The sequence below is a fragment of the Arthrobacter sp. TJ-240 genome, assembly GCF_058269195.1.
Genome location: NZ_JBZCNG010000002.1, coordinates 248,983 through 275,527, shown reverse-complemented (window position 1 = coordinate 275,527; position 26,545 = coordinate 248,983). Strand labels below are relative to the sequence as shown.

Annotated in this window: 23 protein-coding genes, 2 pseudogenes and 1 riboswitch; of the genes and pseudogenes, 4 read left to right on the top strand and 21 right to left on the bottom strand. The window is 69.1% G+C overall.

Features of this window, described 5'->3' with window-relative positions; genetic code table 11:
* Positions 1 to 19 precede the first annotated feature (19 nt).
* Complete coding sequence (ctaE, locus tag AC4D2C_RS05950) at positions 20 to 658, bottom strand: aa3-type cytochrome oxidase subunit III (RefSeq protein WP_490905892.1); 639 nt, start codon at positions 656 to 658, stop codon at positions 20 to 22.
* Positions 659 to 806: 148 nt separating this feature from the next.
* On the opposite strand from ctaE, the gene trpD reads away from it, so the two are divergent.
* Positions 807 to 1,868, top strand: a complete 1,062-nt coding sequence (gene trpD, locus AC4D2C_RS05945; RefSeq protein WP_490913373.1) for an anthranilate phosphoribosyltransferase — start codon at positions 807 to 809, stop codon at positions 1,866 to 1,868.
* Positions 1,869 to 1,898: 30 nt separating this feature from the next.
* On the opposite strand, the gene AC4D2C_RS05940 is transcribed toward trpD, so the two are convergent.
* Positions 1,899 to 2,180: an Lrp/AsnC family transcriptional regulator gene (locus AC4D2C_RS05940; protein WP_334209966.1), complete on the bottom strand. Its 282-nt coding sequence runs from the start codon at positions 2,178 to 2,180 to the stop codon at positions 1,899 to 1,901.
* 30 nt (positions 2,181 to 2,210) lie between these two features.
* Entirely contained in the window at positions 2,211 to 2,627 is a 417-nt protein-coding gene (locus tag AC4D2C_RS05935) for a DUF3054 domain-containing protein (RefSeq protein WP_490913372.1), read from the bottom strand.
* A 95-nt stretch (positions 2,628 to 2,722) separates the two neighbouring features.
* Between AC4D2C_RS05935 and AC4D2C_RS05930 the strand changes: the two genes are divergently transcribed.
* Positions 2,723 to 3,181, top strand: a complete 459-nt coding sequence (locus AC4D2C_RS05930) for a VOC family protein (protein WP_490913370.1) — start codon at positions 2,723 to 2,725, stop codon at positions 3,179 to 3,181.
* Positions 3,182 to 3,223: 42 nt separating this feature from the next.
* Here the strand turns inward: AC4D2C_RS05930 and AC4D2C_RS05925 are convergent, their stop codons facing one another.
* The 9 genes from AC4D2C_RS05925 to AC4D2C_RS05885 all read right to left on the bottom strand — a co-directional run bounded on the left by AC4D2C_RS05925 (position 3,224) and on the right by AC4D2C_RS05885 (position 13,035).
* The gene (locus AC4D2C_RS05925; RefSeq protein WP_490913368.1) at positions 3,224 to 3,796 is read right to left on the bottom strand and encodes an MOSC domain-containing protein; all 573 of its coding nucleotides are present in this window, start codon (positions 3,794 to 3,796) and stop codon (positions 3,224 to 3,226) included.
* A 111-nt stretch (positions 3,797 to 3,907) separates the two neighbouring features.
* On the bottom strand, positions 3,908 to 5,227 hold the full coding sequence (locus AC4D2C_RS05920) for an acyl-CoA dehydrogenase family protein (RefSeq protein ID WP_490913366.1): 1,320 nt from the start codon (positions 5,225 to 5,227) through the stop codon (positions 3,908 to 3,910).
* A gap of 9 nt (positions 5,228 to 5,236) precedes the next feature.
* Positions 5,237 to 6,697, bottom strand: coding sequence for an LLM class flavin-dependent oxidoreductase (locus AC4D2C_RS05915; RefSeq protein WP_490913364.1), 1,461 nt, complete (start codon positions 6,695 to 6,697; stop codon positions 5,237 to 5,239).
* A complete protein-coding gene (locus AC4D2C_RS05910) occupies positions 6,694 to 8,445 on the bottom strand; it encodes a dipeptide ABC transporter ATP-binding protein (RefSeq protein ID WP_490913362.1) in 1,752 nt (583 codons plus the stop codon). The genes AC4D2C_RS05915 and AC4D2C_RS05910 overlap by 4 nt, the downstream gene beginning before the upstream one ends.
* Entirely contained in the window at positions 8,442 to 9,353 is a 912-nt protein-coding gene (locus AC4D2C_RS05905; protein WP_490913360.1) for an ABC transporter permease, read from the bottom strand. The genes AC4D2C_RS05910 and AC4D2C_RS05905 overlap by 4 nt, the downstream gene beginning before the upstream one ends.
* Positions 9,350 to 10,282, bottom strand: a complete 933-nt coding sequence (locus AC4D2C_RS05900; RefSeq protein WP_490913359.1) for an ABC transporter permease — start codon at positions 10,280 to 10,282, stop codon at positions 9,350 to 9,352. Before AC4D2C_RS05900 ends, AC4D2C_RS05905 begins: the two co-directional genes overlap by 4 nt.
* Positions 10,283 to 11,944, bottom strand: coding sequence for an ABC transporter substrate-binding protein (locus tag AC4D2C_RS05895; RefSeq protein ID WP_490913357.1), 1,662 nt, complete (start codon positions 11,942 to 11,944; stop codon positions 10,283 to 10,285).
* Positions 11,945 to 12,091: 147 nt separating this feature from the next.
* Positions 12,092 to 12,219, bottom strand: a riboswitch (SAM riboswitch).
* Positions 12,220 to 12,321: 102 nt separating this feature from the next.
* Positions 12,322 to 12,750: a VOC family protein gene (locus AC4D2C_RS05890; protein ID WP_490913356.1), complete on the bottom strand. Its 429-nt coding sequence runs from the start codon at positions 12,748 to 12,750 to the stop codon at positions 12,322 to 12,324.
* Positions 12,751 to 12,831: 81 nt separating this feature from the next.
* On the bottom strand, positions 12,832 to 13,035 hold the full coding sequence (locus tag AC4D2C_RS05885; protein WP_490905913.1) for a hypothetical protein: 204 nt from the start codon (positions 13,033 to 13,035) through the stop codon (positions 12,832 to 12,834).
* Positions 13,036 to 13,259: 224 nt separating this feature from the next.
* On the opposite strand from AC4D2C_RS05885, the gene AC4D2C_RS05880 reads away from it, so the two are divergent.
* On the top strand, positions 13,260 to 14,774 hold the full coding sequence (locus tag AC4D2C_RS05880) for a CYTH and CHAD domain-containing protein (protein ID WP_490913354.1): 1,515 nt from the start codon (positions 13,260 to 13,262) through the stop codon (positions 14,772 to 14,774).
* Between the two features lie 90 nt (positions 14,775 to 14,864).
* Here the strand turns inward: AC4D2C_RS05880 and AC4D2C_RS05875 are convergent, their stop codons facing one another.
* The 8 genes and pseudogenes from AC4D2C_RS05875 to AC4D2C_RS05840 all read right to left on the bottom strand — a co-directional run.
* The gene (locus AC4D2C_RS05875; RefSeq protein ID WP_490913352.1) at positions 14,865 to 15,308 is read right to left on the bottom strand and encodes a universal stress protein; all 444 of its coding nucleotides are present in this window, start codon (positions 15,306 to 15,308) and stop codon (positions 14,865 to 14,867) included.
* A gap of 122 nt (positions 15,309 to 15,430) precedes the next feature.
* Positions 15,431 to 16,333, bottom strand: a complete 903-nt coding sequence (locus tag AC4D2C_RS05870) for a diacylglycerol/lipid kinase family protein (protein WP_490913351.1) — start codon at positions 16,331 to 16,333, stop codon at positions 15,431 to 15,433.
* 354 nt (positions 16,334 to 16,687) lie between these two features.
* A pseudogene (locus tag AC4D2C_RS05865) lies at positions 16,688 to 16,876 on the bottom strand (hypothetical protein); the annotation flags it as partial.
* 241 nt (positions 16,877 to 17,117) lie between these two features.
* Positions 17,118 to 17,777 carry a class I SAM-dependent methyltransferase gene (locus AC4D2C_RS05860; RefSeq protein ID WP_490913350.1) on the bottom strand — a complete coding sequence of 220 codons (660 nt, stop codon included), beginning with the start codon at positions 17,775 to 17,777 and terminating at the stop codon, positions 17,118 to 17,120.
* A 351-nt stretch (positions 17,778 to 18,128) separates the two neighbouring features.
* Complete coding sequence (locus AC4D2C_RS05855; RefSeq protein WP_490913348.1) at positions 18,129 to 18,893, bottom strand: SDR family NAD(P)-dependent oxidoreductase; 765 nt, start codon at positions 18,891 to 18,893, stop codon at positions 18,129 to 18,131.
* Positions 18,890 to 19,612: a FadR/GntR family transcriptional regulator gene (locus AC4D2C_RS05850; protein ID WP_490913346.1), complete on the bottom strand. Its 723-nt coding sequence runs from the start codon at positions 19,610 to 19,612 to the stop codon at positions 18,890 to 18,892. The genes AC4D2C_RS05855 and AC4D2C_RS05850 overlap by 4 nt, the downstream gene beginning before the upstream one ends.
* Positions 19,590 to 20,492, bottom strand: coding sequence for an NAD(P)-dependent oxidoreductase (locus AC4D2C_RS05845; protein ID WP_490914017.1), 903 nt, complete (start codon positions 20,490 to 20,492; stop codon positions 19,590 to 19,592). The genes AC4D2C_RS05850 and AC4D2C_RS05845 overlap by 23 nt, the downstream gene beginning before the upstream one ends.
* A gap of 105 nt (positions 20,493 to 20,597) precedes the next feature.
* Positions 20,598 to 21,890: pseudogene (locus AC4D2C_RS05840) on the bottom strand (four-carbon acid sugar kinase family protein); the annotation flags it as partial.
* A gap of 242 nt (positions 21,891 to 22,132) precedes the next feature.
* Here AC4D2C_RS05840 and AC4D2C_RS05835 point away from each other — a divergent pair.
* Positions 22,133 to 23,656, top strand: coding sequence for a GntP family permease (locus AC4D2C_RS05835; RefSeq protein WP_490913345.1), 1,524 nt, complete (start codon positions 22,133 to 22,135; stop codon positions 23,654 to 23,656).
* Positions 23,657 to 24,058: 402 nt separating this feature from the next.
* Here AC4D2C_RS05835 and AC4D2C_RS05830 read toward each other — a convergent pair whose 3' ends face one another.
* Positions 24,059 to 26,446 (bottom strand): ATP-binding cassette domain-containing protein, encoded by a 2,388-nt coding sequence (locus tag AC4D2C_RS05830; protein ID WP_490913343.1) that lies wholly within the window; start codon positions 26,444 to 26,446, stop codon positions 24,059 to 24,061.
* Between the last annotated feature and the right edge of the window lie 99 nt (positions 26,447 to 26,545).

Below are 26,545 nucleotides of genomic sequence, written 5' to 3'. Positions count from 1 at the left end.
AAGAGTTTACGTGAGGCAGTTACTGGAGGAAGTAGATGATGATGAACAGGCCGATCCAGACCACGTCGACGAAGTGCCAGTAGTAGGAAGTGACGATGGCGGATGTGGCCTCGAAGTGGCCGAACTGGCGGGCGATGAACGCGCGTCCGATGATGAACAGGAAGGCGATGAGCCCGCCGATCACGTGGATCCCGTGGAAGCCGGTGGTCATGTAGAAGGCCGACCCGAAGGCGTTGGAGGACAGTGCGACGCCCTCGGCCACCAGTTCCGCGTACTCGTAGGCCTGCACCGAGACGAAGATCGCACCCATGACGAAGGTCAGGAGGAACCACTCGACCATGCCCCAGCGACCGACGGCGAACACGCCGCCGGTGCGGCGCGGCTGCAGTCGCTCGGCGGCGAACACGCCGAACTGGCAGCTGAACGAGCTCGACACCAGGATGATGGTGTTGATGAGGGCGAACGGTACGTTCAGCTTCTCGGTCTCCATGGCCCACAGCTCGCTGGAGGTGGAGCGCAGGGTGAAGTACATGGCAAAGAGGCCGGCGAAGAACATCAGTTCGCTGGACAGCCACACAACGGTTCCTACGGAGACCATGTTGGGGCGGTTGAGCGCGGGATGCGGGGCGGCGCTGGGGGCTTGGGTCGCAGATGTCACAGAGTCATTATGTCCCCAAGAACATCACGATCACCAACGCGAAATGGCCCTCTGAAGTCAGTCCGCAGGCCGTGGGGAGCCCCAACGCCCGGTTTTCCGCGGAAGTTCCCCGTGATGACTTTCTACAATTCGTAGATAATCTGGGACGGTGAGCGTGACTACGACCCCCGACGGGGCGCAACCGACCTGGCCGTCGATCTTCTCGTCCCTCCTGTCAAGGACCGATCTGACGACGGCGCAGAGCCGCTGGGCGATGGACACGATCATGGCGGGTGAGGCCAGCCACGCCCAGATCGCCGGGTTCCTGATCGCCCTGCGCGCCAAGGGCGAGTCGGTCGGCGAACTCGTCGGGCTTGTGCAGGCGATGCTGGGGCGCGCACACCGGATCGAGGTCGGCGGACCCACCCTTGACATCGTCGGGACGGGCGGCGACGGACTGAACACCCTGAACATCTCCACCATGGCGTCGCTCGTCGCCGTCGGCGCCGGCGCCACGGTGGTCAAGCACGGGAACCGCGGGGCGTCGTCGGCGTCCGGCGCGGCCGACGTCATCGAGGAACTGGGTGTCCGGCTCGATCTCGCGCCGTCCGACGTCGCGAGGACGGCCGAGCATGCCCGGATCACCTTCTGCTTCGCGCAGGTCTTCCACCCGTCGATGAAGCACGTCGCCGTGCCCCGACGAGAGCTCGGGGTGCCCACCGCGTTCAATTTCCTCGGACCGTTGAGCAACCCGGCGGGGGTCACGGCGCAGGCGGTCGGCTGCGCCGACGCGAGGATGGCTCCCCTGATGGCGGGCGTGCTGGCGGCACGAGGCATCCGCGCCCTCGTCTTCCGGGGCGACGACGGCCGCGACAAACTCACCACCAGCGGGTCCTCGACGGTGTGGGAGGTCCGCGAAGGCCGGGTTCAGGCGCACCAGGTGCACCCCGGGGACTTCGGGCTCGACGCCGTCCCCGTCGACGCGCTCCGCGGCACCGACGCCACGGGCAATGCCGCGGTGGTGCGCGCGGTCCTCGCCGGGCATGCGGGGCCCGTGCGCGACGCCGTCGTCCTGAATGCGGCCGCGGGCCTCGTGGCGCTCGACGACACCGCCGAGGGGGCCCTCGTGGACCGGATCCGCGCAGCGATGGACCGGGCGCGCGCCTCGATCGACTCGGGTGCCGCGGCCGGCGTGCTCGAGCGCTGGGTGGACGTCACCCGGTCCTACTGACCGGGACGCCTGGCGCCTCCCCGCCGGGCGTCAGCTGTCGAAGCCGAGGGAGAACGCGGCGTCGAGGTCGTGCTGCGAGTACGAGCGGAAGGCGATCTGGGTCGTCGTCGACCGGACGCCCTCGATCTTCGACAGGCGGTCGGCGATGACGTCCGCCAGGTCCTCGTGCCGGGGCACGCGGGCGATCGCGATGAGATCCCACTCGCCGGTCACCGAGTAGACCTCACTGATGCCCTCGATCTCCGAGATGGCCTGCGCGCTCTCGGGGATGCGCGCGGCGTCGGTCTGGATGAGGACGAATGCGGTGATCATGGCGTGCCTTTCGGGTTGGGACCTCGGCCCTTACGCTACCGGCCGGCGACGGCGGGAGCTGACCATGTGCGCGACGGCCCTCGGGACCACCAGGAACACGCCGAGGACGAGCAGGGTGACTACCTGGAAGCTGAGGGCCACGCCGCCTCCGGAGGCGGCGCGCAGCGCGAGTCCACCGGCGACGGTCCCGAGCCACAGGACGACGCCGGTGAGCAGGGGCGAGCCCGGGAATCGCCACGCCCGCGTCACGAGGGCCGTGAGTGCGTAGGCGAGGAGGAACGGCCAGGCCGTCTCGATCACCCCCGCGACGGTGACGCCGTGCTCGTGGGTACGGCGACCGGACGCCGCGAACACCAGGACGAGGACCACGTCGGTAGCGCACCAGGCGGCCGCGGCGGTCGTCCGCGGCCGCCTGGTGGTCGGGCGGACAGGGGTGCGGCGGGCCATACAACCAGCCTACTGGTTGTCGATCTCGGAGCCGTGGACTACATTCGGGCCACGTCCGGCCGTCGGCGCGCGGACATGAGCGAAGGACATCCGCAATGGGATCGATCACCCCGTGCCTCTGGTTCGACGGTAAGGCCGAAGAGGCCGCCACGCTGTACACCTCCGTGGTGAGGAACTCCCGGATCGTGAACGTCTCACGTGCGGGACACGACGGTCCCGCGCTGACGGTCTCGTTCGAGCTCGACGGTCAGCCGTTCGTGGCCCTCAACGGCGGTCCCCAGTTCTCCTTCACGGAGGCCGTCTCCTTCCAGATCTCCTGCGCGGACCAGTCCGAGGTGGACCACTACTGGACCGCCCTGACCGAGGGCGGCGAGGAGAGCCGGTGCGGCTGGCTCAAGGACCGATTCGGCCTGTCGTGGCAGATCATCCCCGCGGTACTGCCCGATCTGATCGGCGGCGACGACGCCGAAGGTGCTCAGCGTGCCATGACGGCCATGCTCGAGATGAACAGACTGGACATCGCAGCCCTCGAGGCGGCCTACAGCGGCGCCTGACGGGACCGGTTCATGGGGCCGGGATGGCTCAGGGCAGAGGGCTCAGGGGAGGCGTGAAGGCCGCAGCACAGAGGCCTCGCCGGCCCTGCCGGGATCCAGCGGCACGGGACTCACGAGCACCGCAGGCCCGCGATGAAGCGTCCCGCTCCCGAGCGGACGGCACCGCAGGCCGCCCCTGCCACGCATCGCCTCGTGCGCGCCGGGGGCGAGGACCCTGTCCATCCAGGCGCAAGGGTGGGCGTGCCGCCCGCCGTGGAAGGCGACGGATGCGTCCGCGGACGTCAGGACGAAGTCCTGACCGATGAGCGGCGGGAGTTCGACCCCGCGCAGCACCACGTTGCGGCGGGCGAGCAACGGGTCGAAAGGGTCGGCGCCGAGCTCCACGGCGATGGCCTCGAGCGATTCGACGGCGAACAGCGTCACGGCGGCGTCCATGTGAGCCGCCTTGCCGAAGAACCTGTCGCCGACGATCCCTTTCCCGGCGACGACCTCCGCGCTCGCGGCGTCGGTGGTGGGCACGTCGGCTGCGCCGTCCCGCGCACGGCCGAAGTAGGCGTGCGCTGGTGACACGAGCAGGTGCAGGATGTCGACGTCGTACCGGAACTCGTGCGTCATGGCTCCCACGCTAGTCTCCCGCCCGTCGTCCGTGGGACCACCATCGCCGGTGCTGTCGTTCGTCCTGTCGTTCGTCCTGTGGTTCGTGCCGTCGGCGAGGCAGCGGACGGTTCAGGCGTCGCCCGGGGGCGGTTCGCGCTCCCCGTGGACGGCCCAGTAGCCCACGGACCTGGCCTTGTAGATGGCCGGGTTGTGGGAGGAGATGGTCCGGGCGTTGCGCCAGTGCCGATCGAGGGCGCGGCCGGTCGAGGTCGCCGAGGCCCCGCCGACCTCGAACAGGTGGGTGGCCGCACGCAGCGCCTGGTCCATGGCGACCAGCTGCGCCTGGCTGACGGCGATGTCCGCTGCGTCGAGCGCCACCCGCGTGGAGCCCGGCCCGTAAGAGCCGCCGGCGTCGTCGGAGCCGCCCGATACGCGGGCATCGTCCTGTTCGCCCCTGGCCCGCTCGGCCCGGAGTCGCTCGTACGCGGCGTCCAGGAGGTCCGCGGCGGCGAGCACGACGGCGTCCGCCGCGAACGCATGGCCCGCCAGTTCACCCACCACCTGCAGTACCTGAGGGTCCTCCCGCGGGAGCGGTGTCGTCGCGTTGACGTAGGACCGCGTGCGCGGCCGGACGAACGCCGCGGCGTCCCCCGCCGCAGCGCGGGCGATCCCGGCCAGCGAGGCGACGAGCACGAGCTGGAAGAAGGAGTGCACGTGGCTCGGCGCATCGGGTGAGAAGGGCCGCACGTTCCGCGGGTCCACACGGACCTCCGTGAAGTGGGTGGTGCCGCTACCGGTGAGCCTCTGGCCGAAGCCGTCCCAGTCGTCGATCCGCTCGACGCCGGGAGCGGTGGCCCGCACCGCGTACCCGACGCGCTCGCCGTCGTGCACGGCGCTGCCGGCGATCCAGTCCGCGTAGAGGCTGCCGGTGCTGTAGTACTTGGTGCCCGTCAGCGCCAGGGCGCCGTTCGACGGGTCCGGCGAGGTGAGGGCCGTGCGGATGTCACGCAGCGATGTGCCGGTCAGCTCGCTCGAGGCGTTCCCGACCATGGTGCCCGCTGCGACGTCGAAGAGCCAGCGGTCCCGGTGTGCCGACGACGGCTGGAGGAGCGTCCCCTCGACGTAGGCGAAGTGCCCGCGCCACAACTGCGTGAGGTTCGAGTCTGCTGCGGCCAGGTCGGTGAGCAGCGTGAAGAGCTGGCGCAGTGATACGCCCGATCCGCCGTACTCGACCGGCACACGGAGGGCGCCGAACCCGGCATCCTTGAGGGCCGCCACCTCGTCATGGGGCAGCACGCGGTCCTGCTCGCGGCGGGCCGCACCGGCGGCGATGGTGTCGAACACGGGGCGGAACCGTTCCTGGAGCGCGGTCGTCGACGGTGGGGCTCCTGACGGTCCCGACCCGTTCGCCGGGGCCCGGTGGGTGGTCGTCGTGGTTGTCGTGGTCATGCTGGACTCCTAGGCGTAGGACGGGGCGGTGGCGGGTCCGGCAGCCGCGCCGGCGGTATCCGCGGCGGGCGCGAGGGGCGCGGCGTCACTGCCGAGGTGGACGCCGCCCCGGTAGCGCGCGCCCGGGTGCTGGTCGAAGAGCCGTGTGTTGCCCGCGCCGAAGAGGCGCTCGCGGAGGGTCGATTCCTCGTAGGACCGGCGGTACAGGCCGCGCCGCTGCAGTTCGGGTACGACGAGTTCGATGAAATCCTCGGCGGTCCCGGGGGTGAGGAACTGCCGCAGGTTGAACCCGTCGAGGTCGGTGCCATCGACCCACCGCTCGATCTCGTCGGCGACCTCCGTGGGGGTGCCGATCGCCACGAAGGGGCCGCGGTCGAACCGCGTGATGCGCTCGAGTGCCTCGCCGACGGTGGTGCCTGCCGGGTGCCGCCGGTTGCTGGGCTGTCGGTCGCGGCCGGGGCGGTCCTCGCGCGCGAGGATGTCGTCGATCACCTCGTCGGGCCGGTAGGCCGCGAGGTCGATCCCGCCGCCTCCGGCGTGCGCGAGGTAGCCCTCGGCGCTGGAGAGGCGGCGGTATTCGTCCGCTTTCCGCTGGGCGTCCTTGTGCGTCCTGCCGACGATCACCACGGCGCTCGCGAAGGCCTTGATGTGGTCCGCACCGCGGCCGTTGGCGACGGCGAGCCGGCGGAGGTCCGCCACGTTGTCGCGGTAGGCCGCGGCGTCGCGACCGCCGACGAAAACGCCCTCGGCGTGGCGCGCTGCGAAGGCCTTGCCGGCCACGGAGCTACCGGCCTGGAACAGCACGGGCGTGCGCTGGCGGGAGGGGGCGCTCAGGTGCGGTCCGGCCACGGAGAAATGGGGGCCGCGGTGGTTGATGTAGCGGACCTTCGACGGGTCGGTGTAGATGCGCCGTTCGCGGTCCTCAAGCACGGCGTCGTCATCCCAGGACCCCTCCCACAGCTTGTAGAGGACGTCGAGGTACTCGTCCGCGATCGCGTAGCGCTGGTCGTGTTCCACCTCGTCGGCGAGCCCGAAGTTCCGGGCCGCGTTGGGGAGGTAGGACGTCACGATATTCCAGCCGAACCGCCCCTTCGTCAGGTGGTCGAGCGTGGATGCGCGCCGCGCGAAGGCGAACGGCGGCTCGTAGGTGGTGGAGAACGTGGCCGCGAAGCCCAGGTGCTCGGTCACCGCGGCCATGGCCGGGATGACCAGGAGGGGGTCGTTGCTGGGGATCTGGACGGCCTCGCGGAGCGCCGTGTCCGGGCCGCTGCGGTAGCCGTCGTACGTGCCGACGACGTCGGCGAGGAAGACGCTGTCGAACAGCCCGGCCTCGAGCAGCTTCGCCGTCTCGACCCAGAAATCGAGGTCGTTGAAGCGGTGGCGGTTGTTCTCCGGGTGCACCCAGAGACCGTGGGAGATGTGTCCCACGCAGTTCATCTCGAAGAGGTTGAAGGCGATCTGGCGTGTCATGAGGTGGGGAGGTCCTTCCGGACGGCGGGGAGTTCGGGGATGGCGTTGATGAGCTGGCGTGTGTACTCGTGCCCGGGGTGGTCGAAGACGTCGGCGACGGTCCCGTGCTCGAGGACCACCCCGTCCTTCAGGACCAGCACCTCGCGGCTGACGTGCTGGATGACGCCGAGGTCGTGGGAGATGAAGAGGTAGCTGAGCCCGAAGCGCTCCTGCAGGTCCGTCAGGAGGTCGAGGATGCGGGCCTGCACCGTGATATCGAGGGCCGAGACGGGTTCGTCGCAGATGATGACCTCCGGCTCGGCGGCGAGCGCGCGGGCGATGGCGACGCGCTGCCGCTGCCCGCCCGAGAGTTCCAGGGGGCGGCTGCGGGCCCGGTCGGCAGGCAGGCCGACGAGGTCGAGCAGGTCGAGGACGCGTGCCGCCCGCGCGGTCCGCGGAGTGCCGGCGGCAGCGACGGCCTGCCCGATGACTTGCCGCGCGGTCTTCCGCGGGTCGAACGACTGCAGCGGGTCCTGGTAGATCATCTGCACCGAGCGGCGGGCCGCGAGGTCGCGAACGGCGGTGTGCTCAGCCCAGGTGCGGCCCCGGACATGGACGGTGCCCGTGTCCGGGGCCTCGACGCCCAGCGCGATGCGCGCCACGGTGCTCTTGCCGCTGCCGGATTCGCCGACGATCCCGAGGGTCGTCCCGTTCGCCAGGGTGAAGGACATGCCGTCGACCGCCGTGCGACGGCTGCCGTCGGGACCGGCGAAGGTCTTGGTGAGCGCCTCGACCGCCAGGGCGGCCGGTGGGCTCGGCGCCTCGCGGGAAAGCCCGCGGGAAGGCCCGCGGGAAGGCCCGCGGGACGGGTCGCGGGACGGGTCGGGCGCTGCGATGTCGGGCTCCGCGCGGTCCCGTACGGTCGGCCGCCGTCCGCGCGACGACCGGGAGGGGATGGCCGCCAGGAGTCCCTGGGTGTAGGGGTGCCGGGGGTCCTGCAGGACGGCCCCGACGGTGCCCTCCTCCACGATCTCGCCGTCGCGCATCACCGCGACGCGGTCGGCGAGGCCCGCGACGACGGCGAGGTCGTGGCTGACCACGAGCATCGCCGTGCTGCCTCCCTTCAGGCCGCCGAGCAGGCGGAGGACCTGTGCCGCGATGGTCGCATCGAGCGCCGTCGTCGGCTCGTCGGCGATGAGGAAACCCGGGTCCGCGGCGATCGCCGATGCGATCAGGGCGCGCTGGCGGAGCCCGCCCGAGAGCTGGTGCGGGTACTGTCCGGCCCGCACCTCAGGATCGGGCACGCCCACGGAGGCGAGGAGCTCGACGACGCGCGCCCGCCGGGCGGCCCGGTCGAGGTCGCTGTGTAGGCGGAGGACCTCACCCACCTCGTCGCCGACCGTGCGCAGCGAGTCGAGGGAGGAGAGTGCGTCCTGCAGGATGAAGCCGGCCTCCCGGCCGCGGACGCGGGCCCACTGCCGTTCGCCCCACGCTGCGGCGTCCTGGCCGTTGAAGCGCTGGGCGCGGGACCGGACGTGGGCGCCGGCACCGGTGAGACCCACGAGGGTCCTCGCGGTGACGGACTTGCCGGACCCGGACTCACCCACGAGCGCGAGGCACTCACCCGGGCGGACGGACAGGCTGAGGTCGTGGATGACCTCCCGGCGGTGGGCGCCGCGGCCGAACCCGACGGAGAGCCCCTCGAGTTCGACGACGGGCGCCTGCGGCACGAGTGCGGCGGTGGCTGCGGCCAGGGTGGTGGAGCTCATGTGAGCCTTCCTTCGGCGCGGCGACGGAGCTCGCGCCCGATCACGGTGATGGACAGGACGGTGGCGACGAGGAACGCAGCGGGGAACGTGATCATCCAGGGCGCGTTCGAGATGAAGTTACGGCCGGCCGAGAGCATCGCGCCCCATTCGGGGGCGGGCGGAGGGGTGCCGAGCCCGAGGAAGCTCAGCGACGCCCCGGCCCCGATCGCCGAACCGATACCGATCGTGCCGAGCACGAGGACGGGCTTGATGACGTTCGGTACCGTGTGCGTCAGGAGGATCCGCCAGGCCGGCAGGCCCAGGGTGCGGGCGGCCTCGACGAAGCCCGACCGACGGACGAGGTGCGTCTGCGCCCGGGTGATCCGGGCGTAGTAGGCGATGCTGCCGGCACCGATCGCGAGGATCGCGTTCTCCGTGCCGCCGCCGATGATGCCGATGACCACGAGTGCGAGCAGGATCTCCGGGATGGCGAGGGTGACGTCGAGGAAGCGCATCACCGAGGCCTCCACGAGCCGCCCGTTGAGACCGGCGAGGAGGCCGATGGCGGTCCCGCCGACCACGCCGATCGCCGTCGCGCCGAACCCGATGTACAACGAGGTGGCGGCGCCGTGCACGATCCGCGTGTAGTTGTCGGCGCCGGAGTCATCCGTGCCGAACCAGGCGGCGGCGCCTGGCGCCTCGAAGCTCCTGGCGGGGTTCACGGCGTACGGGTCGGCGGGAGCGAGCAGGCCCGGGGTCAGGACCGCCGCCGCCAGCCAGAGGAGGAAAACGGAAGCCAGCAGGATCCCGGGGCGGACGCGCCACCGGCGTCGCCGTGGTCTGTGGGTCCCGACCCGTGCTGATTCAAGTACGGGGAGTGCGGCCGGCGGGGCGACGGCGGGCGGGACGGTGCGTGAGGCGATGCTCATGCGGTCACCACTTTCGGGTCGATGAGCGTGTAGAGGAGGTCGATCACGAGGTTCACCACGACGTAGACCGCGGCCGACAGCAGCACGATCCCGAGGATGACCGGCAGGTCCTTGTTGTAGACCGAGGCCAGGGTCAGCGACCCGATGCCCTGCCTGCTGAAGAGTGTCTCGACGACCACGGACCCGCCGAGCAGCGCGGCCACGACGAAACCTGACATGGTCATGACCGGGATGGCCGCGTGCCGGAGCGCGTGCCGGATCCGGACCGGGAGGTCACGCATGCCGCGGGAGCGGGCCGTCAGGATGAACGGCTGTTCCAGGACGTCCTCGAGTTCGTTCCGCAGCACCTGGGAGAGGGTCCCGAACACCGCGAGGGCGAGGGTGAGGGCCGGGAGGACCAGCGCGGCCGGTCCCTGGTTCCCGCCGATGGGGAACCAGCGCAGCGTGAACGAGAAGACGATCAGCAGCGCGAACCCGATGATGAACGTCGGCGTCGCGGCGAAGACCACCTCGATGCCGGAGACGATCGACCGGATCCAGGAGGCGCGCTGCGCGGACAGGATCGCCACGACGAATGTCAGGGGCACCGCGACGGCGACGGCGGCCGCCGCGAGTGCCGCCGTCGCGCCGATCTGTTGCCCGATGGCCACCGAGACGGGCAGGCGCAGCCTGTAGGACTGCCCGAGGTCGCCCTGCACCAGGTTGCCGAGGTAGCTGCCGTACTGCACGAGGAGGGGCTGGTCGAGGAGGTAATCGGCGCGGACCTGCGCCAGCGTCTCCTCCGTGGGCCGCGCGTCGGGCCCGCCCAGGATCAGCAGCGCGGTGTCGCCCGGGATCAGGTAGACGGCGAGGAACGTCAGCGTCGCGGCTCCCCAGAGGACGCCGATCCCGACTGCGAGTCGCGTGAGGACGCGGCGGAGCACGGTCACCTACTCGGCTTTCCAGGCGTAGGTGAGGACGGGCACCGGGTGGGAGGTGTCCACCGCGACGTCGTGCAGGGTGTTCGCGTACGCGAACTGGCTCGGGTTCTCGTAGAGCGGCACGCCGGGCACGATCTCGAGCAGCCGGTGCTGCGCCTTCGAGTACGCTTCTTCGGCCACGGGCCCGTCGTCGGCCTCGCGGGCCGTGGAGAGGAGGGCATCGAGCTGGGGGTCGTCGACGTAGGACGAGTTCTGGCCGATCCGCTCACCCGTGATCTCGGAGGAGTGGTAGCGGATGAACAGGACGTCGGTGGTGTTGGTGTGCCAGACGCCGGCCAGGGCATCGTAGTCGCCGGCGTAACGGAGTTCCGTCAGTTGTGCCTGGGGGAGCTGGATGATCCGCAGGTCGAAGCCGACCTTGCGGGCCTCTCCCTGCAGCTGCACGAGCAGTGGGCTCGGCGTGGAACTCTCCACCGTGGGGACCTCGACCGTCAGCCTGCTCCCGTCCTTCGTGCGGAAGCCCTCGCCGTCACGCCCGGTCCACCCGGCGTCGTCGAGCAGCTGGTTCGCGCGCTCGCGGTCATACGTGAGGATCCTCTCGACAGTCGGGTCGTAGTACCGGCTCTCCCTGGACAGGAAGCCGTCGATCGGCGTGTAGGTGCCGAAGCCGAGGCTCTCCGTGACGGCCTTCGTGTCCACCGCGGCGGCGAACGCCTGCCGGACCGCGAGGTCGTCGAACGGTGCACGGTTCAGGTTGAAATTGAGGACGTACGGGTTGCCGGTCCGGGCGAGGTTCTCGTACGTGAAGTTCGGGTCGGCCTGCACGGCCGAGGCGTTCTGCGGCGCGAGGTTCTCCGTCAGGTCGTACTGGCCCGAGACGAGGGACTGGTGGCGGATGACGGGTTCGCTGACGAGGGTTACCTCAACGCCGTCGAGGTACGCGGCACCCTCACCGTCCAGCCACTCGGGCGCCCAGTCGTAGCCCTCCCGCTTCGTGTAGCTGATGCTCTGGCCGGGGCGGTAGTCGGCGACGGTGAAGGGCCCCGTGCCGATCGGCTTCTGGCACAGCGTCTCGGGCGCCTCGGTGATGGCCTTGCCGGAGTTCATGCCGAGCCAGGACTGGGCGAGGGTGTAGAGGAAGGGGGTGTAGGGGTAGGCGAGGTGGGCCTCGAAGGTGTATTCGTCGAGAACCGTGCCGTCGACGTACGGGGCGATGTACGCGGCGGCGAGGGGTGACTTCGTGGCGGGGTCCCTCATGTGCTCGAAGTTCTGCCCGAGGACCTCCGCGTTCCAGGGCGAGCCGTCGCTGAACGTGACCCCCTGCTTGAGGCGGAACGTGTACGTCCTGCCGTCCTCCGAAACATCCCAGGACTCGGCGAGGTACGGCGCGATGTCCCCGTTCTCGTCGAGGGTCACCACGTTGTCGTAGATCAGGCGGCCGAGGAACTGCTGCTGCGTGGCGGAGATGCCGTGGCCGTCGAGGCAGCCCGGCTCGGCCGAGATGGACACGTCCAGGACGCCGCCGGAGACCGGCTCGCCACCGGTGACGGCGGACGAATTCGCCGGCCCGGCGCAGCCGGCCAGGAGGACGAGGAGGCCCACCGCGGACAGGGCCGTGGCGTGCCCGGAGCGGTTTCGATTTCGGGCAGGACGAATTAAGGGTGCGTTCATGGGAAATTCCTCAAGAGGCGTTCCGGCGCAGCGCGGAGCATATTGCGTCCGGAAGGAGAATGAAAAGGAGAATGAAGGGAGAAGACGCACCGAGGGCGCCGGGATCCTGCTAGGGGAGGGCGGTACAGCTCACGATGAGTGCCTTTCGGAGTGCTCTTGCCCGCACCGGACCGGCACTGTGTGCCGAGGAGAAGGCCGCTTCGTCATCCGAACCACCCAGGAACATGGGGTTGGCGCGCGATCCAGTCGGAGCTTTACGATCGCGTCTCTTGAAGCTGGAACAACTATAGGCAGATGCCCTGGGCGTCCGACCAATAAAAAGAAATATGACACAGCGCGAATTGCCGTGGACCGGACGGAATGTCCTGCGGTGCATTTCAGTGAAGGGTGACGGTGCCGTCGTCGAGGATGCGCCACCCGGGATTATGGGCGATCTCCCACACGATGCCGTTCGGATCGCGTACGAGCCCGCGGAAGATGCCGCCGAAGGCGCTCTCCTGCGGCTCCTGGACAGGGGTGCCGCCGGCACGCATCATGGCAGCGACGGCGGCGCGGACCTCTTCCGGGCCGTCGACATTGTGGGACAGCACTATGCCCGACGGTACCGGTGTGGCGTCGAGCCCGAGGTCCTGGGCGAACTTATCGGCGAGGAACAGCCCGAGGAGCACTCCCGGAGCCACTTGGTAGAAGATCACCTCGTCGGGCACGTCGAGAGCCGGCGTCCACCCGAGCCCTTCGCTGTAGAAGGTCCGCGCAGCGTCGAGGTCCCGCGCGGCGACGGTGACGAAGTGGAGGCGTGCGTCCATGGAGAGAGCGTACGGGTCCCGACCCCGGCGGAAGCGTTCCCGATCCCGGCGGAACCGGGAACGCTTCCGCCGGGACGGGTGTCAGTGGCTCAGAGGAAGAGGGTGCGTCTCCCTGTACCGCTGGATGTGGAGGGCGAGCTTCCGCTCCGCTTCACGGCGACGCTCGCACTGGCGTTTGAGGTCGGACTCGGACAGCGCGGGTGCGCCGCGCTGGATGCGTTCCCCTGAGGGGGGAGCGGTGGCAGGCAGACTCACGGGTCGGGGCTCCGACTGTTCTGTGGTCATGGCGGTCTCCTTCGGTGGGAAGGGCGCGCGACGAATGGTCCGACGGTGGGTGGTCGACGCGCGCCTTCGTCGACCCAGGGCTCGTGTCGGTCCTCGAGTTCCGCAAGTGTGCACCGGATCGGCGCATCCCTCTAGGGTCTTTCGGCCCCACCGCGCACCGGAAGGGGGTCGTCGGCCGGCAAAGATCTGGTGACGCCCGCCCGGGCGAGGATATACAGTGCCCTATGCGCGCTGAGCCTGTTGTGGAGATCGAGCGGAAGTTCGACGTCGAGGATGACACCCCGCCTCCTGCACTCGAGGACGTCCCCGGGGTCGGAGGTGTGGATGCGCCCGTCGAATTCCACCTCGAGGCCGAGTACTTCGATACGGAGGACCTGAGGCTGGCGTCCCAGCGGATCACCCTGCGACGCCGGACCGGCGGCGAGGACGCCGGTTGGCACCTGAAGCTGCCGGCCGGTGCCGACGAGCGCCACGAACACCATGCGCCACTGGGCCGGACCTCGGTGGTGCCGAAGCCGCTCCTGAAGCTGATCCGGGTGCACACGAGGGACAGCGCGCTGGTGCCGGTCGCCCGGCTGGACACGCGGCGCGTCGTGCACCGCCTGCGCGGTCAGGACGGGGTCCTCGCCGAGTTCATGGACGACCGCGTGCAAGCAGAGGCACTCCACCCCGAGCCGTCCAGCCTGCGCTGGCGGGAATGGGAGATCGAGCTGGTCAGCGGCTCCAGGGACGTGCTGGACGCGGTGACGGAGATCATCGCCGCCGCAGGCGTCCGTCCCGCAGCTCACCGATCGAAACTGGAGCGCGCCCTCGTCACCGGCTTCCCCGCAGACGCGGCGAGGGTGACGGAGCCCTCGGCGGAGGGCCCGGCAGGCGATGTCCTCCTCGCCTACCTGCGCGAGCAGGTGGCGGCGCTCAAGCAGCAGGACCCGCAGGTCCGCATCGACGGCTCCGAAGCCATCCACAGGATGAGGGTCGCCATCCGGCGCATCAGGTCGGTCCTCGCGACCTACCGGACGCTGCTCGACGACGTCGAGGGCATAGGACGCCTGCGGGGAGAGCTCAGGTGGCTCGCCGGGGTGCTCGGCACAGCGCGGGACGCGCAGGTGATACACGCACGGCTCCAGCAGATGCTCGCCGACGAACCTCCCGAACTCCTGCTCGGCCCGGTGCAGCGCAGGCTCGAGATCGAACTCGGAGGGGACTACCGGAAATTCCACACCCGGGCCGTCAAGTCGCTGGACGGGCAGCGGTACTTCCGCCTCCTGGACTCACTCGACGCCCTCGTGACTGCGCCCGCGCTGACGCCCCGCGCAGCAGACCCCGCCGGTCAAGTGGTCCCGGGCCTGATCAACCGGGACCTGAAGCGCCTGAGCAGAGCGGTGCATGACGCGAGGAACCACCGCGCGGGGATCGGTGACCACCCTGCGCTGCACGAGGCGCGGAAGGACGCCAAGCGGTTGCGATACGCAGCGGAGGCCGCCTCACCGATCGGCCGCAAGAAGGTCGCCCGCATCGCGGAGGCCGCGCAGGTCCTGCAGAAAGTCCTCGGCGAGCACCAGGACAGCCTGGTGACCCGCGACCTGCTGCGACGGATCGGCAGCAAGGCCTTCCAGGAGGGTGAGAACGGTTTCACCTACGGTCGGCTGCACGGTCTGGAACAGGCGGCGGCGCTCGATGCCGAAGCCCGCTTTCGTCATGAATGGAAGTACATCCCCTCGCCACTGCGGAAGAAGTAGCCCTGGAAGGACCGGGCGGCGCCGGCGTCCTCGTGGGGACCACGGGCGTCGCCTGACCCCCGTCGTCGCCCTCACCAGGCGTGGGTCAGCTCATGACGGGTCGGAGGCCCTCCGGACGACGAGGACGGGGCAGTGTGCGTGGGCCACGCAGGCGCTGCTGACGGACCCGAGCAGCAGCCCCCTGAACGTGCCGTGGCCACGCCCGCCGATGACGAGGAGGGCCGCATCATGGGACACCCGCACGAGGGTCTTCACGGGGTGCCCGAACACCACCGCCTTTTCCAGTCCTAGCGGGGGATTCTCCCCGAACGCGGCCGTGACGGCCTCGTCCAGCTGCTTACGGGCGACGTCCGTGTACTCGCTGCGGCCGAGCGGAATGTACGCGGGGTACTCGGCGGGGTCGTCCCATGCAGCGACGGCACGGATGCTCGCGTCGAAGACGGGCGCCAGTCTCTCGGCGTAGCGCAGCGCCGCGATGGACGGCCCCGACCCGTCCACGCCGACGACGATCTGGGCTGCGGGGGTGGGACTCATGGCGCTTCTCCCTCTGGTTGCGGAAACATGAACCTGCTGTGAGCACCCTTCAGGGAATCCGTCCGATGACCTAGGGTCTTTCGGCCCTACCTCCGCTCCTGCCGGGGGCGGTCGGCCGTGCGTCAGCCGAGGGTTGCGAGGGCCTGGCGGATGCTGTCGACGGTGATGTCCGTGCCCGCGTCGACGTCCTTCACTTCGCCGTCGATCTGGTAGGGGAGTGGCTTGAGCGTCGAGAAGCGGTACTGGGAGTAGCTGGGCTGGTCGCCGAGTCCCTTCGTGGAGGCGCGCAGGGCGGTCAGGAGGATCTTCCATTTGGCCATGTGGGGGAAGGTGATGACCTCGAACTTGCCGTCGGAGGGATGATCGTCGGCCTCGCTGAGGGTGGCGTACTTCGCCATCTGGGAGATGTTCGCGAACACGAGGCTGTCGAATTTCCGGCGCTTGCCGTCGCTCTGCCGGATCTCGAAGGGCTTGAACTTGCGGAAGGTCCGGACGACGGAGAACATCTCCTTCATGGCACCCTTGCTGCCCTTCTCGAGGTCGATCGCCATGATCGGGGTCAGACCGAAGCCGATGTAGGAGTGCGCGTACACCGGCTCCGCAGCGGGCACGGCGTCCGTCCCGGCGATGCTGATGCGGAGCAGGTCGATCCTTCGCACCTGCCCCTCGACGATGGCCTCGCCGAGCGGCTTGCGTCCCGTGACGCGGCTGTGGTCATTCGCGTTGCCGGCCGCCAGGACTGCGCAGACGACGTCGTCCGCGCCGCTGGCCATGACACCGTTGACCACCTCGTTGTACCCGCCGTCACCGCTGACCGAGACGACCAGGGCGTTTCCCGATGATGCGGCCTCGCGGGCGAGGTCTATGGCATGACCGGCGTGCTCGGTGGGGGTGAGTCGTACGTCGGTCTCCGGCAGGGCGGGCACCAGTTCATCCCGGAGCTCCGCGGCCAGTTTCGGCGCATCGCCGGTGCTGTTCGGGTTGAAGATGATCGTGATCGTGTCGAACCTGCGCGGCGATTCCATGGTGTCTACCTTCGGTGATGACTCTCGTATGAAGCGGCAGCTCCCAGCATAAGTAAGCGAGCTTATTATAAGAAGTCACCTGCCACCACGAGTGCCCGTTCGGGCCCTGGCAGGGGAGTCCACGGCAGGAGCTGGCCCTGCCTGGCGAATCCGCAATGCACTTCAGGTCCGGTGTGTCCCTGCGCCGGCACGGGATGGCCCGAACCTTCGGAGGCAGATTTTCAGGGCCTTGTCGTGCGAGATGGAACGACCCTCTCGGCAGTGCCTCCGTCGTACATGCTCTAGTTCAGCCTTGTTCCGGTCGGCACCTGCATCTTCCCGGCGCGGCCGGTGTGGAGGTCGACGTAGTAATTGCTACCAGCCGTGATCGACCCGCCGGTGGAAGCGCATGCCGGCCTCATCTACGAATATGGCTCCGACCAGTGGGATGACAACGGCAACCGCGAGCCCGATGAGGCCACTGATCGTGAAGGCCCAGAGCCAGACCGCTACCCCCTGCTCAGCGCCGTCGAACCGCACCATACGGCCAGCGACGTAGCCGCCGCGTCGGTGCTTCCACGATCGGCCGGCGTTTCGTGCCGTGCACGCGTGCAATAACTACCGCTCCCAACATGAAAACGGAGGCGGTCAACTCGCCAGGGACGTGATGACTGGCGGCCAAGGCTGTCCAGGGACGTCGCATACCGGGACGATTATGGTGCACATCTCAATTTCAATCACCCCCAGCCATGCCTGCATCACCCCACGGGGGCGACGGTATGCCTCACTTCCTGCCGGGCAGGAGCTATGCGCCGGACCCCTGGTGACATAGGAGCACAACCCCGTCGTCGAGTGTGGCGGCGTGGCCGTCCGGCCCAGTTGTTTCTCGGGCGCGCACTTCAGCGATGCGCACCTTCCACCGGTCTGGGTCGAGTCCTAGCTCGGAGATCTCCTGGTCGGGGGTGAGAAAGGTGTGAGCAGTGTGCGCCTCACGCGGCGCCCAGGGCGGCACTGCCGCATGGGTCACTATGAGCAGGTGACCGCCGGCGGCCACACGTGATGCTGCCTGACGCAGGATTGATGTCCTGGCCAAGGCGACGGGGGAGTGGAAGAACGACGCGGTAACAAGGTCGTACTCACCACTGCCTGACCAGCTGTCCAGGTCGACCACCTCGAATTCGATCGGAGCTGACCCAAGGCCGACAGCGGTGGCTGCAGTTCCTGCCCGAGCGATGGCAGTGGGGGAGATGTCGACACCCGTTACGTCCCAGCCCTGCTGCGCTAGCCAGATCGCGTCGCTGCCTTCGCCGCAGCCGAGATCCAGGGCTCGCCCCGGCTGCAGTCCGCGGACTACGTCGGCTGTCGTTGCGTTGACGCGACCTGACCACACGACGCCGGATTCCTGGTACCGGTTCTCCCAGAATAGGAACGGAGTCGGAGTATCTGCCGTGCTGTGGGTGCTCACCTGATGTTCACGCCTTCATGGTTGCTGATTCGAGTTCCGCACCCGGCGGCGCAGGGGAGGTAGCCGCACTTGACCTGGATGCACCATCACTGCTGATGATCGAATCCAGACACTTGTCCGTAGCCATACAGAAAGCCTCACTCATCACCCTCGGCAGCGCCAAGGCTTCTTGCCGATCCGGCAAACTATCGATCACCACCACCGCACGCGGGTAGGGATGGGTGCTCTCGGCGGGTTCCGCTGCCGACGGGTTGGTTGTAATCCCCTGCGCCGCCGGATGTGCTCGCACATCAAGGCGGGAGCGGCGCGCTCATCGTCACGCACAGGGGGTTGTGCCACCATCGCGGGTGTTTACGAGATCTGTAGGCCACCGTTGATGTCGTAGGTGGCGGCGGTGATGTAGCCCGCGTCGGGTCCCACCAGGAAGCAGATCAGGGCGGCAATGTCGTCGACGGTGCCCACGCGTCCCATCAGGATGTCCTTGGACATGTCCTGCTTGCGGTCCTCCGTGAGAGTTCCGCCCATGATGTCGGTATCGACGGGGCCGGGTGCCACGGCGTTGACGGTGATGCCGTGTTCACCCATCTCTCGCGCGAGGGCACGGGTGAAGCCGATGATGCCCGCTTTCGATGCACTGTAGGCCACCTTCGAGTACGTGCCGCCGCCGCGCTGGGCGGAAATGGAGGAGATGCTGACGACGCGGCCGAGCTTGCGTTCGATCATCCCGCGCAGGGCGCGTTGCGTGACAAGGAAAGTGCCGGTCATGTTGACGGCGAAGACCCTGTCCCAGGCCGCTCTGGTCTCCTGCATGAACTCGGTGGGGGAGCTGATGCCGGCCAGGTTGATGACGGCGACGATCGGCGGCACCGACGCCTCGACCGTGGTGATCGCGGCGTCCACCGACGCCTCGTCGGACACATCGGCGGCGACACCGACCGCGCGAACGCCGTGGCGGTCCGCGATGGCTGCCGCGGCTTCCTCGGCCGCGGCGCCGTCGATGTCGAGGATGGCGATCGACCAGCCGTCGCGGGCCAGCCGGTCGGCTGTCGCACGGCCGATGCCGCGGGCCGAGGCCGCGCCGGTCAGGACTGCGGTGCGTTCTGTCGGGAAGCTCACGTGGTCTCCTGGTGTCGTTGCTGCTGGTGGATGAAGTGCTCGTAGTCGTCGTAGGTCTGGTTGATGTGGGCCTGCATCGCCTTGCGCGCGACCTCCGGGTTGCGGGTGCGGATCGCCTCGAGGACCAGTTGGTGATGTGCGATGGCGTGTTCCTGTACCTGGGGGAAGGACGAGGTCGCGCGTCGCATGGTGTAGAGCAGTTGGCTGAGCGGGGCGAGGATCACCGGGAGGAACGGGTTCGCCGAGGCCCGGAAGATCGCGTCGTGAAAGGCGATGTCCGAGGCGGTCACGGCGTCGAGGTCGCCGGCCTCGTGGGCGGCCCGCAGCGCGATGTTCGCCTCCTCCATGCGTGCGCGGTCCTCGTCCGTGGCGTGGAGCGCCGCCAGCTCGGCGGCGCCAGTCTCCACCATCCGGCGGATTTCCAGCAGACGCAGCGCCACGCCGGGGGAGTCGGCCGTGGTCGACGCGTACCGGAGGATGGCCCGCAGATCGGTCCACTGGGCCGCCGGGTTCACGTACGTGCCGAGGCCCCGTCTGATCTGCACGATGTTCTGGGCCTGCAGCCGCTTGAGCGCTTCCCGCACCGTCAGACGACTCACGTCGCTCGACGCGGCGAGGTCGTTCTCGGGCGGGAGGGCCGAGCCGGGCGCGTAGGTGCCGTCGATGACCTGTTCGAGCAGGTCGTCGAACACTGACTCAGCGAGGGATTTCCGCGCCATCCGTGTCCCCCTCGGTGCTGCGTCGTCGGGGAGCGATCACCTTGATGACCGCGGAGTCGTCCGCGGTGCCCAGACCCTGCGCCTGGCCCAGGAGGAACAGCTGTTCGGCTGCAGCGGCCACCGGGGCGGCGAGTCCTGCGGCCCGGGCAGCATTCCCGACGATGCCCAGGTCCTTGACGAAGATGTCCAGGCGGCTCAGCACCTCGGCGGCGTGGTCGTACCCCTCCACCATGCGCGGTCCGCGGTTGGACAGCATGAACGACGACGCCGCCCCCGCCTCCAGTGCGGCCAGCGTCTGTCGCCGGTCCAGCCCGAGGGCATCCGCGAGGGCGAGGGCCTCGGCTGCCGCCGCGATGTGCACGCCACAGAGGAGTTGGTTGACGGTCTTCATGGCCTGACCGTCACCTGCCTTCGTCCCGACCACGGTCAGGGTCGAGGCGAGCCGTTCCAGAACGGGGCGTGCTGCGTCGAGGGCACGCGGTTCGGCGCCCACGACGATCAGCAGATCGCCTTCGCCGGCTCGTACGGGGCCGCCGGACAGGGGTGCGTCGACCAGTACCACGCCCAGCTCAGCGAGCCGCGCGGTCCAGGACGCGACGGCGTCCAGGCCCACGGTGCTGGTCATCACGACGACGGCGCCCGGTGCGAGTGCGGGGGCAATCCCGTGCCCGCCGAAGAGGACGCTCTCCACGTGGGTGGCGTCACGGACCGCGAGGAGCACGATCCCGGCGTCGGCCACCGCGTCGGTGGCCGACGTTGCGCAGCTGATTCCGGCCTGCTCGGCCTTGTCCCGGGAGGCCGGTGCGGGGTCGTAAGCGGTGACGGTGAAGGCACTGGCCAGGCGGGTTGCCATCGGTAGACCCATGGCGCCGAGGCCCAGGACGGCGACACGGAGGCGGCTGGCGTCATGGGTGGCACCGGCCGATGCTGTGCGATCCGTCGCGGGGGAGCGGAGGATGTCTACGACGTCCGCGAGGGAGTCGTCCGTGCCCACGTTCCCGGCGAAGACCACGAACGGCACGGAGCGGGCGGGGCCGTCCGCCGGTTGCCAGAGGGAGACGATGCCCGGAAGCATCGGTCCGCGCACCAGCGCGTGGCGGATGGAGAGTCCGTGGGCGGCGACGTCGGAGGAGGTGATGCCGCCCTTGGCGACGACGAAGCGGACCGGCGCTGCGGCAAGGGTGGTGCGGACGACGTCGACGACCGAGCGGGAGATGGTGCGGGCGACCTCGAGGCTCTGCTCCGGGTCGTCCGTCCGGATCAGGCGGCGGCTCGTGTGCAGGATCACCTCGCCCGTGGGGAGCCCGTGGACGACGGCCTGCACGGCGTGGGCCAGCTCGATCTGCCGGCGATCGGGATCGAGGACGGCTTCGACGTCGAGCTCGACGAGTTTGGCCTCGGGTCGCCGGGCGACCAGGGCGTCAAGCTGCCGGGTGGTCAGTCCCACGTGGGAGCCCACCACGATCAGTCCGCCCGCGGTGGGGGCGTCCAGGTCGGCGAAGACTTCCTCGGCCGTCAGCGGCGCGCGCTCGTTCTGGCCGATCCGGGCGCGGACGAATGGCGGGCCCACGCGGTAGAGCAGCTTCTTGCCGCGGCGTTCGGATTCTTCGAGGCCCAGGGCGAGTGCCCGGAGGTCGTCTTCGGTGACGGCGTCCACCACGATGGGGACGGCGTTGGTCACGTGGGCCAGCGCGTCGGCGATGCCCTCCGTTCCGGAGCGGATGATCGAGAGGTCGAGCCGGATGACTGCGTCGGCCGTACCGCCGCTCTTCTCCGCCACGTAGTCGCCCAGGTCCGATGACGTGAACCCGAACGTGGCGTCCCGGGCGAATTCGGTGTCCCCGACCGGGACGACGGTGCCACCGTCACCCCGGAGGTAGTGGGTGCCGCCGATGGTGATGCGGCCGGCGTCGGGAAAGGCCGGGACGATGACGACGCCGTCGGTTCGGATGCCCGCGAGTGCCAGCAGGGTTTCCCCGATGACGTCCGTCTCGAGCGGGAAGTGGCCGCGGAGGGTCGAATCGCCTCTGCTCACGAACCCGACGGTGACGCCGGCATCGCGGGCGGCCCGGAGCGAGTTCGTGACGATCTCCCGATTGCGCGACGCGGTGGTCTCCCGGTCGAGGCTGCGGGTGTTGGTCAGGACGTAGACCGCCGGTGCGGCCGTTCCGTCGATCCGCTGGGCGAAGGCCCATGCGAAGTCGTTCGGTTCCCAGGAGGTGAGCACCGGCAGATCGGCGACGGACTGGGTGCCGGTGGGGTCGTCGTCGAGAACCACCAGGATCCGACCGGAAGCACGAACGGTGGCCGCGATGGTAGCCGGTTCCACGGGCCGGACAGCTGGATAGGGGCCGAGCAACTCTTCCTCGAGTATCACTGATCCGCACCTTCACTACTGGTCATCGCCCGTGGGTCTTGTCAGATGTCATATGTCCAGTGCTAGTGTGACAGGCAGCACATTTCCCGTCAAAGTACCGGCCAGGTCCGTGCTACCCCTGAGATGGCAACGAGGCCTGCTCAGTGACCGAGGAGCAGTACGTGGATATTCGACTTCTTCTGGCGCTCGTCCTGGGCATCGCCACCATCATCGTGCTGGTGCTGAGGACCCGGCTCGATGCCTTCGTCGCCCTCCTGATTGCCGCGCTCGTCACCGGCATCGTCGCCGGCCAGGCGCCGCTGGACATCGTCACGGCGATCACGACGGGCTTCGGCAACACTCTGGCCTCGATCGGCATCGTGATCGGCCTGGGGGTCGGCATCGGCAAGATCCTCGAGGTGTCGGGTGCCGCCAACTCGCTGGCGATGGCCTTCCTCAAACTCTTCGGCAAGGGACGTGAGCCCTGGGCGCTCGGCAGTGTGGGCGCGCTGGTGTCCATCCCGGTGTTCTGCGACTCCGGCTACGTCATCATGAATCCACTGGCCCGTTCGATCGCCCGGGTCAAGCGCGCCGGCTATATCACCCTTGCACTGGCGCTCGGGTGCGGCATGACGCTGACCCATCACCTGGTACCACCGACCCCCGGCCCGCTGGCCGTCGCCGGTATCCTCGGAGCGGATCTCGGAGCATTGATCCTCGCGGGTCTCGTGTTCACGGTCCTGCTGCTGCCGATCGTCGTCGTCTACGCCAAGTGGATCGGCCCGAAGATCGAGCCATCCATGAACGAGAGCGTGCGCGAGGTCGTCTACGGCGCGGCTCAGGCCCAGTCCGGGCACCGGGGCGGTACCGCTGTCGTGGACCGTGGCGGGCCCGCCGGGACCGGCGCCGTCGACGGCGCCGATCATGATGCTCCCTCGATGGACGTCGACAACAGCACCCTCGGCACCCCTCCGGAGGGCGCCGCACCGCACCGGGTCGGCGCCTTCGTAGCATCGCTGCCGCTGCTGGTTCCGTTGCTCCTCATCATCCTCAACACGGTCAGCGGCGCGATCGACCAGAACAACCAGGGCGTCGTCGGCACGGGGGAGTACGTGCCGTCGGCATGGGCCGTTCCTCTGGCCTTCGTCGGCAACCCCGTCGTCGCGCTGGTCATCGGCGTCATCCTGGCCGTCTACATCCTGCTGCCGCGCTGGACCCCGCGTTCGAAGGTGCAGGGCTGGTTCGCCGAGGCCGCGGCGTCCGCCGGCCTGATCCTCCTCATCACCGGCGCCGGTGGCGCCCTCGGTCAGGTGCTGCGGAGCTCAGGCGTGGGCGATGCCCTTGCTGAGGCCATAGCCGGCACCTCCTTGCCGGCCTTCCTCGTGCCGTTCCTCATCGCCACACTGGTGCGCCTTGCCCAAGGCTCCGGAACGGTCGCCATGATCACCGCCGCATCGGTGACCGCGCCGCTGGTCGGCTCACTCGGCATCGACCCGATCGTCGCGGCGATGGCCTGCACCGCTGGATCCATGGTATTCAGCTACTTCAACGACTCCTACTTCTGGGTTGTGACCCGCTTCGCCGGACTCGACGGCGTCGCAGCCCTCAAGGGCTGGTCGGGCATCACAACGGCGGTGTGGGTCGGTTCGATCCCGCTCCTGTTCATCGCCAACGCGGTTCTCGGCTAAGTGGCGAAGTCCCACCGACGTCCAGGGCGGTCCATCGGTCCTGCTTGTCCACGGCTTCCAGCTCGACCTTCCACCTCGCCGAGATATCTCCGTCGAGGCGCGGGGTGCGGGCGGGGACCGTCCTCGGCGTCAGGTTCGTCTCCGAACGCGGCTCCGATACGCAGGAGTTCGGTTTCGTTGTAGGCGGAGCCGACCTGACGGTCCGGGCAGTGCCGAGGAGGGGTGCTCGTCAAAGCTAGTTGACATAATGTAGATTATCGGCGATTAGCTGGCCTCTCCAGAAGGGGGTCTGGGGGCCGCGAACACACCGCTCCAGCGGGCAACCTCGCCGGAGCTTCCGACAGCGTCCGGAACGCCGCCGACACGTCGTCCAGCGTCGGGCGACCGCTCCACGGAGGGCCCTCAGGCGCCGACGTACTCGGCCAGGTGCCGGCCCGTGAGGGTCGACCGTGCGGCGACGAGGTCCGCGGGCGTTCCCTCGAAGATGACCTTGCCGCCGTCGTGCCCCGCGCCGGGTCCGATGTCGATGATCCAGTCCGCGTGCGCCATGACGGCCTGGTGGTGTTCGATGACGAGCACAGACTTGCCGGCGTCGACCAGGCGGTCGAGCAGTCCGAGCAGATTCTCGACGTCGGCCAGGTGCAGGCCCGCCGTGGGTTCGTCGAGGACCAGGATGCCGCCCTTCTCCCCCATGTGGGTGGCGAGCTTGAGGCGCTGGCGCTCGCCGCCGGACAGTGTGGTCAGGGGCTGACCGAGGCTCAGGTACCCGAGCCCGACGTCGGACAGCCGGCTGAGGATGGCGTGGGCGGCGGGCACCTTGCCCTCGCCGACCCGGAAGAACTCGGTGGCCTCGGTGACGGGCATCGCCAGGACCTCGCTGATGTCCTTCCCGCCGAGCTTGTACTCCAGCACCTCGGCCATGAACCGCTTGCCGCCGCAGACCTCGCAGGTCGTGGCGACGCCGGCCATCATGGCGAGGTCCGTGAAGATGACGCCGGCGCCGTTGCAGGTGGGGCAGGCGCCCTCGGAGTTCGCGCTGAACAGGGCCGGCTTGACGCCGTTGGCCTTCGCGAATGCTTTGCGGATGGGCTCGAGCATGCCGGTGTAGGTGGCGGGGTTGCTGCGGCGCGAGCCTTTGATGGCGGTCTGGTCCACTGCCACCACGCCCTCCCGGGGAGATACCGAGCTGTGGATCAGTGAGCTCTTGCCCGATCCGGCCACGCCGGTGATCACGCACAGCACGCCGAGCGGGATGTCCACATCGACGTCCCGCACGTTGTGCGACGTCGCTCCCCTGATCTCCAGCTCGCCACGGTGGCCGCGCACCGTGGCCTTCAGCGCCGCCCGGTCGTCGAGGTGCCGGCCGGTGAGCGTGCCGCTGCGCCGCAGTCCGTCCACGGACCCTTCGAAGCACACCGTGCCACCCGCGGTCCCGGCCCCCGGGCCGAGATCCACCACGTGGTCGGCGATCGCGATCATCTCGGGTTTGTGCTCGACCACGAGGACGGTGTTCCCCTTGTCGCGCAGGCGCAGCAGCAGGTCGTTCATACGCTGGATGTCGTGCGGGTGGAGCCCGATCGTCGGTTCGTCGAATACGTAGGTGATGTCCGTCAGCGACGATCCGAGGTGCCGGATCATCTTGGTCCGCTGGGACTCGCCCCCGGACAGCGTGCCGGAGGGGCGGTCGAGGCTGAGGTAGCCGAGCCCGATCTCCACGAACGAGTCGAGCGTCTCCCCCAGCGCGGTCAGCAGCGGCGCCACGGATGGTTCGGCGAGCCCGCGGACCCAGGCCGCGAGGTCGCTGATCTGCATTGCGCACGCGTCGGCGATGCCGACGCCGTCGATCTTCGAGGACCTGGCCGCCTCGCTGAGGCGCGTCCCGTCGCATTCCGGACACGTGGTGAAGGTGACGGCCCGGTCCACGAAGGCGCGGATGTGCGGCTGCATCGCCTCGCGGTCCTTGGCGAGCATCGACTTCTGGATCTTGGGGATCAGGCCCTCGTAGGTGATGTTGATGCCGTCGACCTTGATCTTCGTCGGCTCCTTGTAGAGCAGGTCCTGCAGCTCGCGCTTCGTGAAGTCCCGGATGGGCTTGTCGGCGTCGAAGAACCCTGTGCCGCTGTAGATGCGCCCGTACCAGCCCTCCATGCTGTACCCCGGGATGGTGAGCGCTCCCTCGTTCAGCGACTTCGCCTCGTCGTAGAGCTGCGTGAGGTCCATGTGGGTGACGGACCCCATGCCCTCGCACCGCGGGCACATGCCGCCTGTCACCGTGAAGCTGCGCCGTTCCTTGACCGTGGTCCCCCCACGCTCGATCGTGACGGCACCCGCTCCGCTGATCGACGCCACGTTGAACGAGAAGGCCTGCGGGGATCCGATCTGCGGCTGGCCGAGACGCGAGAACACGATCCTCAGCATCGCGTTGACGTCCGTCGCCGTGCCGACGGTGGACCGCGGATTGGCGCCCATGCGCTCCTGGTCGACGATGATCGCGGTGGTCAGACCCTCGAGGACGTCCACCTCGGGGCGGGCGAGGGTCGGCATGAAGCCCTGCACGAAGGCGCTGTACGTCTCGTTGATCATGCGCTGCGACTCGGCGGCGATGGTGTCGAAGACGAGCGAGCTCTTACCGGACCCCGAGACGCCCGTGAACACCGAGAGCCGCCGTTTCGGGATGTCGATCGTGATGTCCCTCAGGTTGTTCTCCCGCGCACCCTGGACCCTGATGAGGTCATGGCTGTCCGCGGCATGTGCCTGTCCCTGCTCGGCGTCCGTCGTGGCCGTGCTCATCGTGCCTCCATCCTCCGGCCTCCCGCCCTCGCGAGCAGCCGGTGTGCGTCCGGGATACCGCCGCGGATCCGGCCGCGGGCAGCACGTCTGATTCTCCGT

Excerpts from the sequence above, each read along its gene's own strand:
- AC4D2C_RS05940 (WP_334209966.1), bottom strand. The coding sequence starts at position 2,180 with ATGATCACCGCATTCGTCCTCATCCAGACCGACGCCGCGCGCATCCCC.
- AC4D2C_RS05935 (WP_490913372.1), bottom strand. The coding sequence starts at position 2,627 with ATGGCCCGCCGCACCCCTGTCCGCCCGACCACCAGGCGGCCGCGGACG.
- AC4D2C_RS05930 (WP_490913370.1), top strand. The coding sequence starts at position 2,723 with ATGGGATCGATCACCCCGTGCCTCTGGTTCGACGGTAAGGCCGAAGAG.
- AC4D2C_RS05925 (WP_490913368.1), bottom strand. The coding sequence starts at position 3,796 with ATGACGCACGAGTTCCGGTACGACGTCGACATCCTGCACCTGCTCGTG.
- AC4D2C_RS05920 (WP_490913366.1), bottom strand. The coding sequence starts at position 5,227 with ATGACCACGACAACCACGACGACCACCCACCGGGCCCCGGCGAACGGG.
- AC4D2C_RS05915 (WP_490913364.1), bottom strand. The coding sequence starts at position 6,697 with ATGACACGCCAGATCGCCTTCAACCTCTTCGAGATGAACTGCGTGGGA.
- AC4D2C_RS05910 (WP_490913362.1), bottom strand. The coding sequence starts at position 8,445 with ATGAGCTCCACCACCCTGGCCGCAGCCACCGCCGCACTCGTGCCGCAG.
- AC4D2C_RS05905 (WP_490913360.1), bottom strand. The coding sequence starts at position 9,353 with ATGAGCATCGCCTCACGCACCGTCCCGCCCGCCGTCGCCCCGCCGGCC.
- AC4D2C_RS05895 (WP_490913357.1), bottom strand. The coding sequence starts at position 11,944 with ATGAACGCACCCTTAATTCGTCCTGCCCGAAATCGAAACCGCTCCGGG.
- AC4D2C_RS05890 (WP_490913356.1), bottom strand. The coding sequence starts at position 12,750 with ATGGACGCACGCCTCCACTTCGTCACCGTCGCCGCGCGGGACCTCGAC.
- AC4D2C_RS05885 (WP_490905913.1), bottom strand. The coding sequence starts at position 13,035 with ATGACCACAGAACAGTCGGAGCCCCGACCCGTGAGTCTGCCTGCCACC.
- AC4D2C_RS05880 (WP_490913354.1), top strand. The coding sequence starts at position 13,260 with ATGCGCGCTGAGCCTGTTGTGGAGATCGAGCGGAAGTTCGACGTCGAG.
- AC4D2C_RS05875 (WP_490913352.1), bottom strand. The coding sequence starts at position 15,308 with ATGAGTCCCACCCCCGCAGCCCAGATCGTCGTCGGCGTGGACGGGTCG.
- AC4D2C_RS05870 (WP_490913351.1), bottom strand. The coding sequence starts at position 16,333 with ATGGAATCGCCGCGCAGGTTCGACACGATCACGATCATCTTCAACCCG.
- AC4D2C_RS05850 (WP_490913346.1), bottom strand. The coding sequence starts at position 19,612 with ATGGCGCGGAAATCCCTCGCTGAGTCAGTGTTCGACGACCTGCTCGAA.
- AC4D2C_RS05830 (WP_490913343.1), bottom strand. The coding sequence starts at position 26,446 with ATGAGCACGGCCACGACGGACGCCGAGCAGGGACAGGCACATGCCGCG.